Source organism: Leeia aquatica (assembly GCF_012641365.1).
Taxonomy (GTDB): domain Bacteria; phylum Pseudomonadota; class Gammaproteobacteria; order Burkholderiales; family Leeiaceae; genus Leeia; species Leeia aquatica.
Map to the genome: position 1 here is coordinate 44,290 of NZ_JABAIM010000005.1, position 13,766 is coordinate 58,055.

Consider the following 13,766-nt stretch of genomic DNA (forward strand, 5'->3'; position numbering starts at 1 on the left):
CGGCAAGCTGCTCAGCGCAGAGGAGATGCGGGCCCCGCCGCTATCGCAGCGGGGCAGCACGGGCTTACTTGCCCAGTGCCTTGTTGGCTTGCTCGGCTGCCGCCTTCAGGGCATCCGCCGGCTTGGCCTTGCCCAGATACACGGCTTGCATGGCATCGCTCACCGCCTTGGCAGTATCTTCCCAGCCGGTAACGGTCGGTGCGAAACGTGCGGTCGGCAGCAGGTTCACGAATGCCTTGGTATCCGGCTCGCCGAACTGCGGCGCAGTGGCTTCTTCCTTGGTGGTCGGCAGGAAGCCTTCACCCGAGGAGAAGGCGACACGCGGGCCCTTGGTGAACAGGAAGTCCAGGAACTTCCAGGCCGTCTTCTTCGACTTGGCGTTCTTGAACATCACCATGGAATCGGTCACGGCATAGGTGGCATTGGCCGAGCCCATCGGCACCGGTGCAATACCGTATTGCAGGTTCGGTGCTTCCTTCTTGATCTGCTTGGCCAGGAACGGGGCCGAAATCACCATCGACACACGGCCCTGCTTGAACAGGTTCTGTACGTCTTCACGGCTGTAGTTGGTCACGCCCGGCTGGGTCAGGCCCTGGTCGATCATCGACTTGTACAGGGTGGCCGCCTTGATACCGGCCGGCGAGTTGAACGCGGCCTTGCCATCCTTGCCCACCACGTCACCACCGTTGGTCCACAGACCATAGTACCAGTACACGTCAGTTTCGATTTCCTTGCCTTGCAGGCCGAAACCGTAGCCGCCGTTCGCCTTGATCTTCTTGGAAGCGGCAACCACATCATCCCAGGTCTTCGGACCATTCGGGAAGCCTGCCTTGGCCAGTTGTTCCTTGTTGTAATACAGCGCACGGGCAGAGGCTGCGATCGGCAAGCCATAGGTCTTGCCCTTGATCTGACCCGGTGCCATGAAGGCGCCAATGAAGCGGTCCTTGAATGCGCCGTCCATGTAACCATCCAGCGGCTCCGCCACATCATCCTTCACGAAGTCCAGCAGCCAGCGGGTACCAATGATGGCGAGGTCGGCATTGGTGCCGCCGGAGATGTCCGTCTGCAGTTTTTGCTGCAGGCTGTCCCAGTTCACCATTTCAATCTTGATTTCGCTACCCGGGTTAGCCTTCTGGAAGGCCTCGGCCATTTTCTTGAAATACGGCTCGGTCTGATCGCTGTAATACGCCACCGTGACACGCACCGTCTCGGCATGCGCCATCGGCGCAGCCAGGCTGAGTACACCGGTCGCGGTCAGCGCAAAGGCCATACGGGTCAAACCTTGGGTCAAACGTACTTTCATGCTCTCCTCCTGAGTGATTTATTGCGACAAGCCGTGCCTCACACAAGCTCGTCTTTCATGAAACTATCCTACACAACCCCTTGCTTACGCCACACATGGTATCAAACTTGTATCACAAAACAAGTCACGCCCCCGATTTTTGTTTTCCACGGATTTTGCGCCCAACAACCGCTTGAGCCCGCCGCAACAGCCAGACAAAATAATCCATTAAAAACAATCATCTCAACTTGTGCGGCTTAGTTTGTTCGATGAAAGAACAAATGTCAACTGGCAACGCAACAATATTTCTCATCAAGAAAAAAATACATCATTGGTACTAAAAACGGCTTGCAATTCATAAAACCAGTCTCGTATCATTTGTCGGAAAATTTCACAAGGGCAAGACATGACCACACCACATCGCAGCCTGTACAGCTATGGCTGGGACGTGCTCGATACCGGCGTGACCGCTTTTATCGATCAGTTGCAGGCGCGGAACCTCAATGGCATCACCTTGGCCAGCAGCTATCACGCGGGCAAGTTCCTGCGCCCGCATGCACGCCAGGGCAAGGTGATCTTCCCTGAAGATGGCGTGGTGTACTTCGAGCCGGATGCCCGTCAATACGGTGAGCTGCAGCCCCTGCCCCACAGCACACCGGCCTTGCGCCGGGTGCTGGACGAGGTGCTGGACGATGGCCGCGTTGCCGTGCATGGCTGGACGGTGCTGCTGCACAATAGCCGCCTGGGCCAGCTGCACCTGGATTACGTCACCCGCAATGCGTTTGGCGATCCTTATCTGTACAGCCTGTGCCCATCGCAACCGGCGGTGTTCGACTATGCCGTGTCCTTGTGCCGAGACCTCAGCAGTCAATACCCGCAGCTGAGCAGCCTGGTACTGGAAACACCAGGCTGGTTGCCCTATGCACACGGCTACCATCATGAATTTGCCCAGCTGCGCAGCAATGCCTGGCTGGATGCCCAACTGGGCCTGTGCTTCTGTGATGCATGCCATCACTTGGGGGGGCAGGCTGGTCTGGATGTCGCCGGACTGCAGCAGCGCATTGCCAGCCGTATCGACCGCTATCTGCGCGCGCCCGTCGATGCCAGCAGCACTCAAGCCCTGCACTGGCTGGCAAGCGACCTGCTGGAAGATGACACCCTGCGTCAGTACCATCAATTGCATCAGGCTCGGGTCACCGCACTGGTGCAGCACATTCGCACCGCCTTGCCGGCATCCATGCAACTGACGGTGATCCCGACCGTGCAACGGCCTACCGCCCATTGCTGGACCGAAGGCAGTGACCTGAAGGCGCTGGCGCAAGTGGCTGACCGTCTGGAAGTCCCCTTCTACGAGCCCAATGCAGATCAGGTCGCAGCTGACGCTCTGGACCTGCTACAGCGTGGCATTCCGGCAGATCGCATTCGTGCCATCCTGCGCCCGGGCCCGCCGGACCTCGCCGATGGTCAGCAACTGGATGCCGCATTGCGTGCGCTCACCGCGCTCGGCATCACCGAATTCGGCTTTTATAACCATGGGTTGCTGCGCCCTCACCTGCTGGACCAGCTGGGCCAGACCCTGTCGTCCTACACACGGAACCTGTCATGAACCGACTTACCTTGATTACCGGCGCCTGTGGCGGCATCGGTCACAGTCTGTGCCAGTACTTTATCGAACAGGGCGACCGGGTGATTGCCCTGGACCGGGACGCCCCCGCGCTGGCCAGCCTGCAAGCCGAACTGGGTGCCGCCTGCCTGACCGCCACCGCCGATCTGACCGATGCCGACGCCGTACAGCAGGCGCTGGCCCCGCTGTTGCAAGCGCATGGCCCGGTTCAGGTGTTGATTGCCAATGCTGGGGCAGCCGCAGCCACCACCTTGCAGCACACCACCCCCGCCTTGTGGCAACAGGACATCGCGCTCAACCTCAATGGCACCTACCACAGTGTGGAGGCGGTTCGCCCCGGCATGATGCAGCAAGGTAAAGGGGCTATCGTATTGATCGGTTCCGTCAATGGTATGGCAGCGCTGGGCCACCCGGCGTATAGCGCAGCCAAAGCGGGCTTGATCAGCTATACCCGCGCATTGGCACTGGAATATGGCCGCCATGGCATCCGCGCCAACATTGTCTGCCCCGGTACGGTCAAGACACCCGCCTGGCAGGCGCGCGTCGACAAGAACCCGCAGGTGTTCGAGCACCTGAAGAAGTGGTATCCGCTGGGCGACTTCGCCACACCGCTGGACATCGCCAAAGCCGCCTGGTTCCTGGCCTCGGACGATGCCCGCATGATCAGCGGCGTCAGCCTGCCCGTCGACGGCGGCTTGATGGCCGGTAACCGGGTGATGGCGGAAGAACTGACACTGGAAGCATTCTGATTGACAACAATGCTGCATCACGCGGCAAGCAGCAGGTAGCAAAAGGGGAACAGGCATGGCAGCGGTACAACTGAAGGGCATTTTCAAGCGCTACGGTGACACCCAGGTGGTGCATGGGGTAGACCTCGACATTGCAGATGGTGAATTCGTGGTACTGGTCGGCCCCAGCGGCTGCGGCAAAACCACGTTGATGCGTATGGTGGCCGGGCTGGAAGACATCAGTGGGGGTGACCTGATGATCGGGGGCACCCGCGCCAACCAGCTGCCGCCGCAAAAGCGCAATATCGCCATGGTGTTCCAGAGCTACGCGCTCTACCCCCACCTGTCGGTTTACGAAAACATCGCCTTTGGGCCACGCCTGCGCAAGGAGCCGGAATCGGGATTTCGTCCGCGTATTGAAGCGGCCGCCAAAATGCTGAATCTGGCACCGTATCTGGAGCGACTGCCGCGCGCGCTGTCCGGCGGCCAACGCCAGCGAGTGGCCATGGGCCGCGCCGTGGTGCGTGAACCCTCACTGTTCCTGTTTGACGAACCGCTGTCCAATCTCGACGCCAAGCTGCGGGTGCAGATGCGCACCGAGATCAAGGCGCTGCACCAGCGCCTGAAGAACACCGTGATCTATGTGACCCACGACCAGATCGAAGCCATGACCATGGCCGACCGCATCGTGGTGATGAACGCCGGCAATATCGAGCAGGTGGGTCGCCCGCTGGAGCTGTACGATCGCCCGGCCAACCTGTTTGTGGCTGGCTTTATCGGTTCACCGTCGATGAACTTCATCCCCGGTACGGTAGCCGCAGGCGATGAGGGCCTGGTGCTGATGCATGATGCCGGTATCGTGGTACCGCTGCCCGCCAACAGTGCCGTGCCCGGCCAGAGTTTGACGCTGGGCATCCGCCCTGAACACATTGAACTGCACGCGCACGGCGGTATCCCGCTGAAAGTGGATGTGGTGGAGCCCACCGGTGCGGAAACGCATTTCTACAGCAGGGTGGGTGATGCGGTATTCTGTGTGGCCGCCCACCGCCGCCTGAATCTGCAGCCCGGTGATATTGCCCATCTGCACTTCCCGGATGACAAGATCCACCTGTTCGACAGCCAGAGCGGCCAACGTCTGAATTGAGTCCTGATATGCGTTATAACCCTTTACCCCGTGGTGGCCTGCAGCTGGCCGCCCTGCAGGAAGCCCCCTTGCTGCCTGGCAGCAAGGGCCTGCCCCTGCATGCGCCCCTGTTGCCATCGCAAGTCGCGGCACAGCAGTGGAACATCCTGCGTGGTGACACACCGTTTCCGGTGGCCGTCCTGAAAAGCAGTGTATTGCAACACAATCTGCAATGGATGGAGGCCTTCTGCCGCCACTACGGCGTACAGCTGGCGCCGCACGGCAAGACCACCATGAGCCCGCAGCTGTTTGACGCCCAACTGGCGCAAGGGGCCTGGGGCATGACCCTGGCGACCCTGCCGCAGGTACAGACCGCCCACCGCTTTGGCGTTCGTCGTGTATTGCTTGCCAATCAGCTGGTCGCCCCCGCCGAGCTGCAGCTGGCGGCGCGCCTGCTGCAAGCCGATCCGGATTTTGAGCTGCTGTTGCTGGTCGACAGTGTGGCCGGGGTAGAACGGCTGCAACACGCGGCCCAGTCAACCGGCTTGCAACGCGGGTTCTCGGTGCTGATCGAGCTGGGCTTCAGCGGAGGCCGTACTGGTTGCCGTTCAGCCGCGGACGCACTGGCGCTGGCCCGCAGCGTGGCCGCAGCGCCCGGTGTCCACCTCGCTGGGGTGGAAGGCTATGAAGGTCTGCTGGTCAGTGCCAATCGTGAGCAAGATCTGGCTGCGGTACAGCACTTCCTCAGCGAACTCGCCAGTGTGCTGCAACAGATCGACCACGGGCCGGGCTTTGCGGGCGAACAGGTCATCATCAGTGCAGGTGGCTCCGCCTATTTTGACCGGGTCGCGGAAGGCTTTGCCAACCTGCCCACCCTGTCACGGCCCCTGCTGCCGATTCTGCGCAGCGGCTGCTACCTGACCCATGACCATGGCTTCTACCACGGCCTGATCCGTGAGATGCAGCAACGGCTGGGCGCAAGCGATACCGGGTTGCAGCCTGCGCTGGAAGTCTGGAGCATGGTGCAATCCCGCCCGGAAGCCGACTTGGCCATTCTCACCATGGGCAAGCGTGATGCCTCCTACGACATCGAGCTGCCACTGCCTCAGCAATGGCATCGCCCCGGCAGCAGCGATCCGTTGCAGGCTTTGCCCGCAGGCAGCAAGGTCGAGAAGATGAACGACCAGCATGCCTATCTGCGGCTGCCGGAAGGCACTATCCGGCAGGACTTGCAGGTGGGGGATCTGGTGATGTGTGGCATTTCGCACCCCTGCACCACCTTTGACAAGTGGCCACACCTGCTGCTGGTAGACGACGGTTATCAGGTGCAAGACATCATTCACACCTGCTTCTGACCTGCGGATAGACACCATGCCCTCAGCCAACCTGATCCTGCACATCCGCGACACGCTGGAGCAATTACGCCCGGCAGAACGCAAGGTGGGCGAGGCGGTGCTGGCCGATGTGGACTTCGCCATGCACGCCAGCATTGCGGAGCTGGCACTCAAGGCGCAGGTGTCCGAGCCCAGTGTCACCCGCTTTTGTCGGGCCATTGGCTGCGAGGGCCTGCGCGCTTTCAAGGTACAGCTGGCGCATAGTGTCGCCAGCGGCCTGCCTTACAATTCGGAAACGGTCGAAGCCAGCGATGACACCCACACCCTGATCCACAAGGTGTGCGATGCCATCAGCCATGCCTTCCAGCACAGCCGCGACCTGATCGACCCGTTGGCGACCGAAGCCGCCATCCGGGCGCTGGCACTGGCCCCGCGCATCTACTTCTTTGGCGTCGGCGCCGGGTCCGGCATCGTGGCAGAGGATGCTTATCTGCGCTTCCTGCGGCTGGACATTGCCGCCAGCGCCTTTACCGACGGGCACTTGCAACGGCTGTCCGCCGGGCTACTGGAGCCGGGTGACGTGGCGTTTGCCATCTCACACACTGGACGCAGCCAGGAAGTGATCGACAGCCTGAAGATTGCCAAGCAGCGCGGTGCCACCACCATCGCCTTGACCACGGCAGGGTCCCCGCTGGCCTGGGTAGCCGATATTCCCTTGCTGGTCCGCCTGCCACGTTATGGTGACCCCCACACGCCGGGTGTCTCCCGCCTGGTGCACCTGGGCATCATGGACATTCTTGCCATTGGCACCGCCTTGCGGCGCGGCCCCCGCAGCATTGAAAAAGTGCGTCGGGCGCGGGCGCGACTGGAAACCCTGCGCGCCAGCGACGACGCCGACCCACCGGATTCTTCTGGAGTTTTCTGAGTCATGACCACCCCCATCTACGATACCGTACTGCACGGCGGCACCCTGCTCGACGGCAGCGCCACCCCCGGCTATCAGGCCGACATTGGCATACAGGCCGGCCGCATCGCCGCTATTGCCCCGGCTGGCAGCCTGCACGGACAGCAGCAGCACGATGCCAGCGGCTGGATCATCAGTCCCGGCTTTATTGATGTACACGCGCACGACGACCAGCAGGCCGTCAGCGCCCCCGCCATGCAGGCCAAGTTGACCCAGGGCGTGACCACGGTTGTGGTCGGCAACTGCGGCATCAGCCTGGTGCCGTGGGTGGCCGATCGCACGCCCCCCGCACCGCTCAACCTGATCGGGTCCCAGGCGGACTATTGTTACCCTACCGTAGCCGCCTACGCAGCGGCGGTGGATGCGGCCGGGCCTACTGTTAACATCGGCCTGCTGGTCGGACACTCCACGCTGCGGGTGAACGTGCTGGATGATCCCGCACAAGCAGCCAGCGCCGCACAGGTCGAGCAGATGCAGGCCCTGCTGGAAGAAGGCATGCAGTCCGGCGCGCTGGGTTTCAGCTCCGGTCTGTTCTACCCCACCAGCAAAATCGCCGGTAACGACGAAGTGATCGCGCTGGCCAAGGTGGCAGCACGCCACGGCGGGGTGTACACCTCGCACATCCGTGACGAATACGCCGGGGTGATCGACTCCATTCATGAGGCCTGCGATGCAGGCGAAGCTGCGGGCTTGCAGGTGGTGCTGTCCCATCACAAATGCGCGGGTCCGGCCAACTGGGGTCGCAGCAACGAGAGTCTGGCCTGCGTCACCGAGCGGCGGCGTCGCCATCCGGTCGGGCTGGATGCCTACCCCTACACCGCAGGCTCCACCACCCTGAACCCGGACTACGTGGACGGCAAGATCAAGGTACTGGTCAGCTGGTCCGAACCCCACCCGGAGCACAATGGCCGCGATCTGGCCGAGGTGGCGGCAGAATGGGGTGTTGACCAGAAAGAAGCGGCGCGCCGTCTGTCTCCTGCAGGGGGCATTTATTTCCAGATGCACGAGGACGATGTACGCCGTATCCTCGCCTACCCGCATACCATGATCGGCTCGGATGGCCTGCCGCGTGATGCCCACCCGCACCCACGCCTGTGGGGGGCCTTCCCGCGCGTGCTCGGCCACTATTGCCGTGAGGAAAAGCTGTTTCACCTGCCGGAAGCCATCCGCCGCATGACCACGCTGTCCGCTGATACCTTTGGCCTGCGGCGACGCGGCCGCCTGCAGGTCGGCTGCGCGGCCGATCTGGTAGTGTTTTCGCCCGCGCACATTCGCGATACCGCCACCTTTGCCGACCCTAAGCAGCCTGCCCAAGGCATTCACCAGGTGTGGGTCAATGGTGTGCTCTCCGTGATCGATGGCGTGCTGACCGGCCAGCGCGGTGGCCGCATGCTGCGCCGGCAGCAAGAGCGCTTTGACGAGGGCCAGCCATGACGACCGTACTGATCGGCGTCGATTGGGGCTCTTCCAATCTGCGGGCGTTTCGTTTCAACCCGCAGGGTGAAGTTCTGGAGACACGCCATGCCGCCCACGGCGTCACCCGCTTCCCGGCGGGCGAAGCCACCGCTGCGATGCTTGCCGGATTGCACGACTGGCTGGATGCGTGCCCCGGTGTCCCCATGCTGCTGTGTGGCATGGCCGGCAGCAAACTGGGGTGGCGCGAAGCCCCCTACTTGCCGGCCCCCGCTGACCTCGCTACCTTGAGCCGAGGCCTAGTGCGCTTTGAAGCCGAGCAACGACAGGTCGCCATCATCCCCGGGGTGTCCAGTTTTGAAGACTGCGCCGGATTCCGCGATGTGATGCGGGGAGAAGAAACCCAGGCGCTGGGGCTCAGCGCACCGGTACCCCTGCTGATTGCGCCCGGCACCCACAGCAAGTGGATCCGGCTGGAAGGCGCCCGGATTTCCGGGCTACATACGGCCATGACAGGTGAGCTGTATGCCATCCTGCGGCAACACAGCCTGATTGCAGGGGTGACCTCTGACGGACCGTGGGATGCAGCCGCATTCCACGATGGCCTGAACAATGCCCGCTCGCATCCTGACTGGCTGACCCAGCTGTTTGGGGTACGTGCCCGCGGGGTACAGGCTGAAATGCCTCCCTCCAGCCTGGCCGCCTGGCTGTCTGGCTTGTTGATTGGATATGAACTGGTGCAAGGTTTGGCCCGTTATCCGGATTTGCAGCAGGTAGCCATCGTCGCCAGCGCCCCGCTCTCAGACCACTACGCCAGTGCCTTGGCCAGCCGGGGCATCGAGAGTCAGCTGATTGATGGTGATCAGGCCGTCATGCGCGGCTTGTGGCGGGTGGCCAAGGAGGCGCAACTGGTATGAATCATGAAACACGCTTTGAACAGGCCTGGCAGCAGCTACCCATGGTTGCCATCCTGCGGGGCATCACGCCGGACGAGGCCATCCCGATGGCCGACATGCTGTATGCGGCAGGCTGGCGCATGCTGGAAGTCCCGCTGAACTCGCCCGATCCACTCAACAGCATTCATCGGCTGCTGTCTCACTGTGGAGATCGCATGCTGGTGGGGGCCGGTACCGTGCTGGAAGTGGATCAGGTGCAGCAACTGGCAGCGCTAGGCGCCCAACTGGTGGTTTCGCCCAACTGCAACCCGGAAGTCATCCGGGCAACCCGGGCGGCGGGCATGATCTCCCTGCCCGGGGTGCAAACCGCGACCGAGTGCTTTGCCGCACTGGCAGCCGGGGCGCATGGACTCAAATTTTTCCCGGCGGAACTGGTGCCTCCCGGAGCTATTCGTGCCTTGCGCAGTGTGTTGCCATCGCACTGCAAACTACTCCCCGTCGGAGGGGTGACGCCGGACACCATGGCTGACTATGTGGGAGCGGGGGCCAATGGCTTTGGCATTGGTGGTGCACTATACAAAGCCGGCGATAGCGTGGCCACCGTCCGCGAGCGGGCCCTGCGTTTTACTGAAGCCTGGCAACGGCACAAGGCTCAGTCCTGAACACCATAGCGGGCCAGAATACGGGCCCGCTCCCCACTGCGAATGACCTTGGCTATCGCCTTGTCGAGCGCCGCCTTGTCTGCCGGGGTGAGCGTCATCTTGCTCAGCATGTAATGTACCGGACCGCGGCTGGCTACAAACGGCAGGGGTACCAGCTTGACACCATCGTCATGGCGTGATGTCAGGAACTGCAAGGCGACTTCATCCCCCATGATCAGCCTGGCCCGACCGACCCGCAGCATTTCCACCCCTTGCTGGTATTCTTCAAAGGGCAGCAGCAAGTGCCCTTCGCTCAGCTGCGGCATCAGCTGCTCATACTCCGTCCCGAAGAAGCCTCCATGCGGCACCAGCAGTGGCAAACGCCGCTCAAGGATAGTGGAAAAACTGGCCGGCAGGGGCTGCGGAGGATTGCTGCCATCGGCCATCACGCGCACCACTTCATCCCGGTAGGACTCACTGAACAAGGCAAATGTCCGTCGTTCCGGCGTGTCCGATGCGGCGTACATCACATCCAGCTTGCCCAGCTTGAACAAAGCCATACGTCGCTGCCGAGGGATATTGCCCAGAAACTTGACAGTGCATCCGGCTTCCCGCGCCACCGCCTGCAGTAACTCCACCTCCAGCCCGACGGGTTGACCATTCGCCCCGACATGAACATAGGGTGGCCAATCTTCCAGCGCCACCCGTAAAGGCTGGCGACATGCAGACCACGCCCAAGGCATGCTCAGACACATCATCAACACCAGTCCAAAACGACGCATGATTCACCTCATCGATTCTGCTCACTTTGCAGTATAGGGTCTCCAACCCTCAGCACAACAGTGGTAGACAAGCGGCCAGCGCCTTTACCGCAAGTGGCTGTTTTCGATATAATTCTGCTTTGCCGGAAGGAACCCCCCGATGCGTGTCATTCGACAAGCCCTCACTTTCGACGATGTCCTGCTGGTTCCGGCGCACTCCGCCATCCTGCCGCGAGACGTGAGCCTGACCACCCGCCTGAGCCGCAACATCACCCTGAACATCCCGCTGCTGTCCGCTGCCATGGACACCGTGACCGAAGCCCGGCTGGCGATTGCGCTGGCACAGGAAGGTGGCATTGGCATCGTGCACAAGAACATGCCCGCTGAAAAGCAGGCGCGTGAAGTGTCCAAGGTCAAGCGCTTCGAGAGTGGCGTGGTCAAAGACCCGATCACCATTCCGTCCAGCCTGACCGTGCGCGAAGTAATGACGCTCACCCGCCAGCACCGCATCTCCGGCCTGCCGGTGGTCGACCACGGCAAGGTGGTCGGCATTGTCACCAACCGCGACCTGCGCTTTGAAAATCGGCTGGATCAGCCGGTATCCAGCATCATGACCCCGCGTGACCGCCTGGTCACCGTGCGTGAAGGTGCCAGCCGTGAAGAGGCCATGAACCTGATGCATCAGCACCGCCTGGAGCGCGTGCTGGTGATCAACGAGGCCTTTGAACTGCGCGGCCTGATCACGGTAAAAGACATTCTGAAATCCAGCGAACACCCGCTGGCCTGCAAGGATGACCTCGGCCGTCTGCGCGTGGGCGCGGCTGTTGGCGTGGGTGAAGGCACCGAAGAGCGCGTGACCCTGCTGGCCGAAGCGGGCGTGGACGTCATCGTGGTCGACACCGCACATGGGCACTCGGAAGGTGTGCTCAAGCGGGTGGAATGGGTGAAAAAGCATTTCCCGCATGTACAGGTGATTGGCGGCAACATCGCCACCGGCGACGCGGCTCGTGCGCTGGCTGATCATGGTGCCGATGCGGTCAAGGTGGGCATTGGCCCCGGCTCCATCTGCACCACCCGGATTGTGGCCGGTGTGGGGGTACCGCAGATCACCGCCATCGACAACGTCGCTACGGCCTTGGCCAATACCGGCGTACCGCTGATCGCGGACGGTGGCATCCGCTTCTCGGGTGACATCTCCAAGGCGATTGCCGCCGGGGCCGATTGCGTGATGCTGGGTGGGCTGTTTGCCGGTACCGAAGAAGCGCCGGGTGAAACCGAGCTGTATCAGGGCCGCTCCTACAAATCCTACCGTGGCATGGGTTCGCTCGGTGCCATGCAGCAAGGCTCCAGCGACCGCTACTTCCAGGACAATGAAGGCAATGCCGAAAAGCTGGTGCCGGAAGGCATCGAAGGCCGCGTCCCCTATAAGGGGCCGATCAGTGCCGTGATCCACCAACTGATGGGCGGCCTGCGCTCCAGCATGGGCTACCTGGGTTGCGCCAGCATTGCCGATGTGAAGGATCGCGCCGAGTTTGTACAGATCACCAGCGCCGGGGTACGTGAAAGCCACGTCCACGACGTGCAGATCACCAAGGAAGCACCGAACTACCGCATGGAGTAAGCGCGGAAGCAACCCGGTCCTGCAAGGCGGCTGTCACTCTGACAGCCGCCTTTTTAACACGATGTTGAAACGGAGCCCCAGCCCATGCAGCTCTACACCTACTTCCGCTCCAGCGCCGCCTACCGCGTGCGCATTGCGCTGAATCTCAAAGGGCTGACTGCCGAACACATCCCGGTGCATTTACTGAAAGACGGCGGCCAGCAGCATGGCGAATCCTACCGCAGCCTCAACCCACAGGAGCTGGTGCCTACACTGGTGGATGGCCCGCATGCCCTCACCCAGTCGCTGGCGATCTGCGAATACCTGGACGAATGCCACCCGCAGCCGCCGCTGCTGCCGGGTGATGCCGCCCAGCGCGCCCATATCCGCGCCATTGCACTGAGCATTGCCTGCGACATTCACCCGGTCAACAACCTGCGCATCCTGCAATACCTTAGCAACACGCTCAAGGTCAGCGATGCCCAGAAAACCGACTGGTACCTGCACTGGCTCCGCCTCGGGCTGGACGCACTGGAAACCCAGATCGCGCCACAGGCCGGGTGCTGCTGCGTAGGCGACCAGCCCACGCTGGCCGACCTCTGCCTGATCCCGCAGCTGTATAACGCCCGGCGCTACCAGCTGGACCCGGCACAGCACTGGCCAACCCTCGCCCGCATCGAGCAGCACTGCCTGAGCCTGCCCGCCTTCCACGATGCGGCGCCGGAGCAACAGGCAGATGCTGCCTGAGCCTTTCGCTGCACTTCTGGACGAAGCCAGGGTGCTTCTCGATCGCCCTCTGAGCGTCGAGGACGGTCTTCCTGAGGTCGAACTAAGGCAGGCAGAAACGCGTCTGGGCATCTTCCTTCCCTTTGCACTACGCCTGTTTTATCAGCACCTGGGGCGGGTCGAGATGCTGACGGAGTCTTTTCAGCGCTTTGCCAGTCCACAGCAGTTGAGTCTTCATCAAGGTCGCATCGTTTTTCTGGAGGAACACCAACAAGTCTGTTACTGGAGTGTGGATCATGCTGGCTCGGTTTTTCAGATACCCGACCTTGGCGAGGCGGAGGCCTACCCCGAGCCCCAGCCGCTTGAGTGCTTCCTGCACACCCTGCTTTACTATCAGCTGGCGCAAGGGGGCTACCCCTACTGCGCCCAGCGATACTTACCGGCAGCGGTGACCGCAGAGGAGCAGATCCGGCAGCTGCACCCCGCTGCCGCGAGGCCAGCCGTAGCCGTCGACGGACTGCGCATCTGGCTGGGCTCAGGCCCCATCCTGCTCTGGTGCCTGCCGGACCCAGAGGGTTTTGCGCCTGACGGCCTGTTCCTGTCAGCCCTCCATCCACAACTCTTCCAGCAATATTGCGCGCGCTGGAACTTCACCGACCTGTCGGGTTGAGTCT

Annotated in this window: 13 protein-coding genes; 11 read left to right on the forward strand and 2 right to left on the reverse strand. The window is 62.1% G+C overall.

The features are described 5' to 3' along the window. Positions 1-64: 64 nt before the first annotated feature. Positions 65-1,303: an ABC transporter substrate-binding protein gene (locus tag HF682_RS16660; protein WP_205882144.1), complete on the reverse strand. Its 1,239-nt coding sequence runs from the start codon at positions 1,301-1,303 to the stop codon at positions 65-67. Between the two features lie 385 nt (positions 1,304-1,688). Here HF682_RS16660 and HF682_RS16665 point away from each other — a divergent pair, with 385 nt between their 5' ends. Genes HF682_RS16665 through HF682_RS16700 form a run of 8 tightly spaced genes read left to right on the forward strand, consistent with a single transcriptional unit; the run spans position 1,689 to position 10,026 of the window. After that, positions 1,689-2,888, forward strand: coding sequence for a hypothetical protein (locus tag HF682_RS16665; protein WP_168878475.1), 1,200 nt, complete (start codon positions 1,689-1,691; stop codon positions 2,886-2,888). Continuing rightward, on the forward strand, positions 2,885-3,655 hold the full coding sequence (locus HF682_RS16670) for an SDR family oxidoreductase (RefSeq protein WP_168878476.1): 771 nt from the start codon (positions 2,885-2,887) through the stop codon (positions 3,653-3,655). Before HF682_RS16665 ends, HF682_RS16670 begins: the two co-directional genes overlap by 4 nt. 55 nt (positions 3,656-3,710) lie before the next feature. After that, complete coding sequence (locus HF682_RS16675) at positions 3,711-4,778, forward strand: ABC transporter ATP-binding protein (RefSeq protein WP_168878477.1); 1,068 nt, start codon at positions 3,711-3,713, stop codon at positions 4,776-4,778. 8 nt (positions 4,779-4,786) lie between these two features. Continuing rightward, entirely contained in the window at positions 4,787-6,112 is a 1,326-nt protein-coding gene (locus tag HF682_RS16680; protein ID WP_168878478.1) for an amino acid deaminase, read from the forward strand. 16 nt (positions 6,113-6,128) lie between these two features. Continuing rightward, positions 6,129-7,016, forward strand: a complete 888-nt coding sequence (locus HF682_RS16685; protein ID WP_168878479.1) for a MurR/RpiR family transcriptional regulator — start codon at positions 6,129-6,131, stop codon at positions 7,014-7,016. Between the two features lie 3 nt (positions 7,017-7,019). Continuing rightward, complete coding sequence (locus HF682_RS16690) at positions 7,020-8,489, forward strand: N-acyl-D-amino-acid deacylase family protein (protein WP_168878480.1); 1,470 nt, start codon at positions 7,020-7,022, stop codon at positions 8,487-8,489. Next, positions 8,486-9,385 (forward strand): 2-dehydro-3-deoxygalactonokinase, encoded by a 900-nt coding sequence (locus HF682_RS16695; RefSeq protein ID WP_168878481.1) that lies wholly within the window; start codon positions 8,486-8,488, stop codon positions 9,383-9,385. The genes HF682_RS16690 and HF682_RS16695 overlap by 4 nt, the downstream gene beginning before the upstream one ends. Next, positions 9,382-10,026, forward strand: coding sequence for a 2-dehydro-3-deoxy-6-phosphogalactonate aldolase (locus tag HF682_RS16700; protein ID WP_168878482.1), 645 nt, complete (start codon positions 9,382-9,384; stop codon positions 10,024-10,026). Before HF682_RS16695 ends, HF682_RS16700 begins: the two co-directional genes overlap by 4 nt. Here HF682_RS16700 and HF682_RS16705 read toward each other — a convergent pair. After that, positions 10,017-10,787, reverse strand: a complete 771-nt coding sequence (locus tag HF682_RS16705; RefSeq protein ID WP_168878483.1) for a substrate-binding periplasmic protein — start codon at positions 10,785-10,787, stop codon at positions 10,017-10,019. The genes HF682_RS16700 and HF682_RS16705 overlap by 10 nt on opposite strands. A 139-nt stretch (positions 10,788-10,926) precedes the next feature. Here HF682_RS16705 and guaB point away from each other — a divergent pair, with 139 nt between their 5' ends. The 3 genes from guaB (at position 10,927) to HF682_RS16720 (ending at position 13,762) form a co-directional block, all read left to right on the forward strand. After that, positions 10,927-12,387, forward strand: coding sequence for an IMP dehydrogenase (gene guaB, locus HF682_RS16710; RefSeq protein ID WP_168878484.1), 1,461 nt, complete (start codon positions 10,927-10,929; stop codon positions 12,385-12,387). 84 nt (positions 12,388-12,471) lie between these two features. Further along, positions 12,472-13,113 carry a maleylacetoacetate isomerase gene (maiA, locus tag HF682_RS16715; protein WP_168878485.1) on the forward strand — a complete coding sequence of 214 codons (642 nt, stop codon included), beginning with the start codon at positions 12,472-12,474 and terminating at the stop codon, positions 13,111-13,113. Beyond that, entirely contained in the window at positions 13,103-13,762 is a 660-nt protein-coding gene (locus tag HF682_RS16720; RefSeq protein WP_168878486.1) for a hypothetical protein, read from the forward strand. The genes maiA and HF682_RS16720 overlap by 11 nt, the downstream gene beginning before the upstream one ends. Positions 13,763-13,766 lie beyond the last annotated feature (4 nt).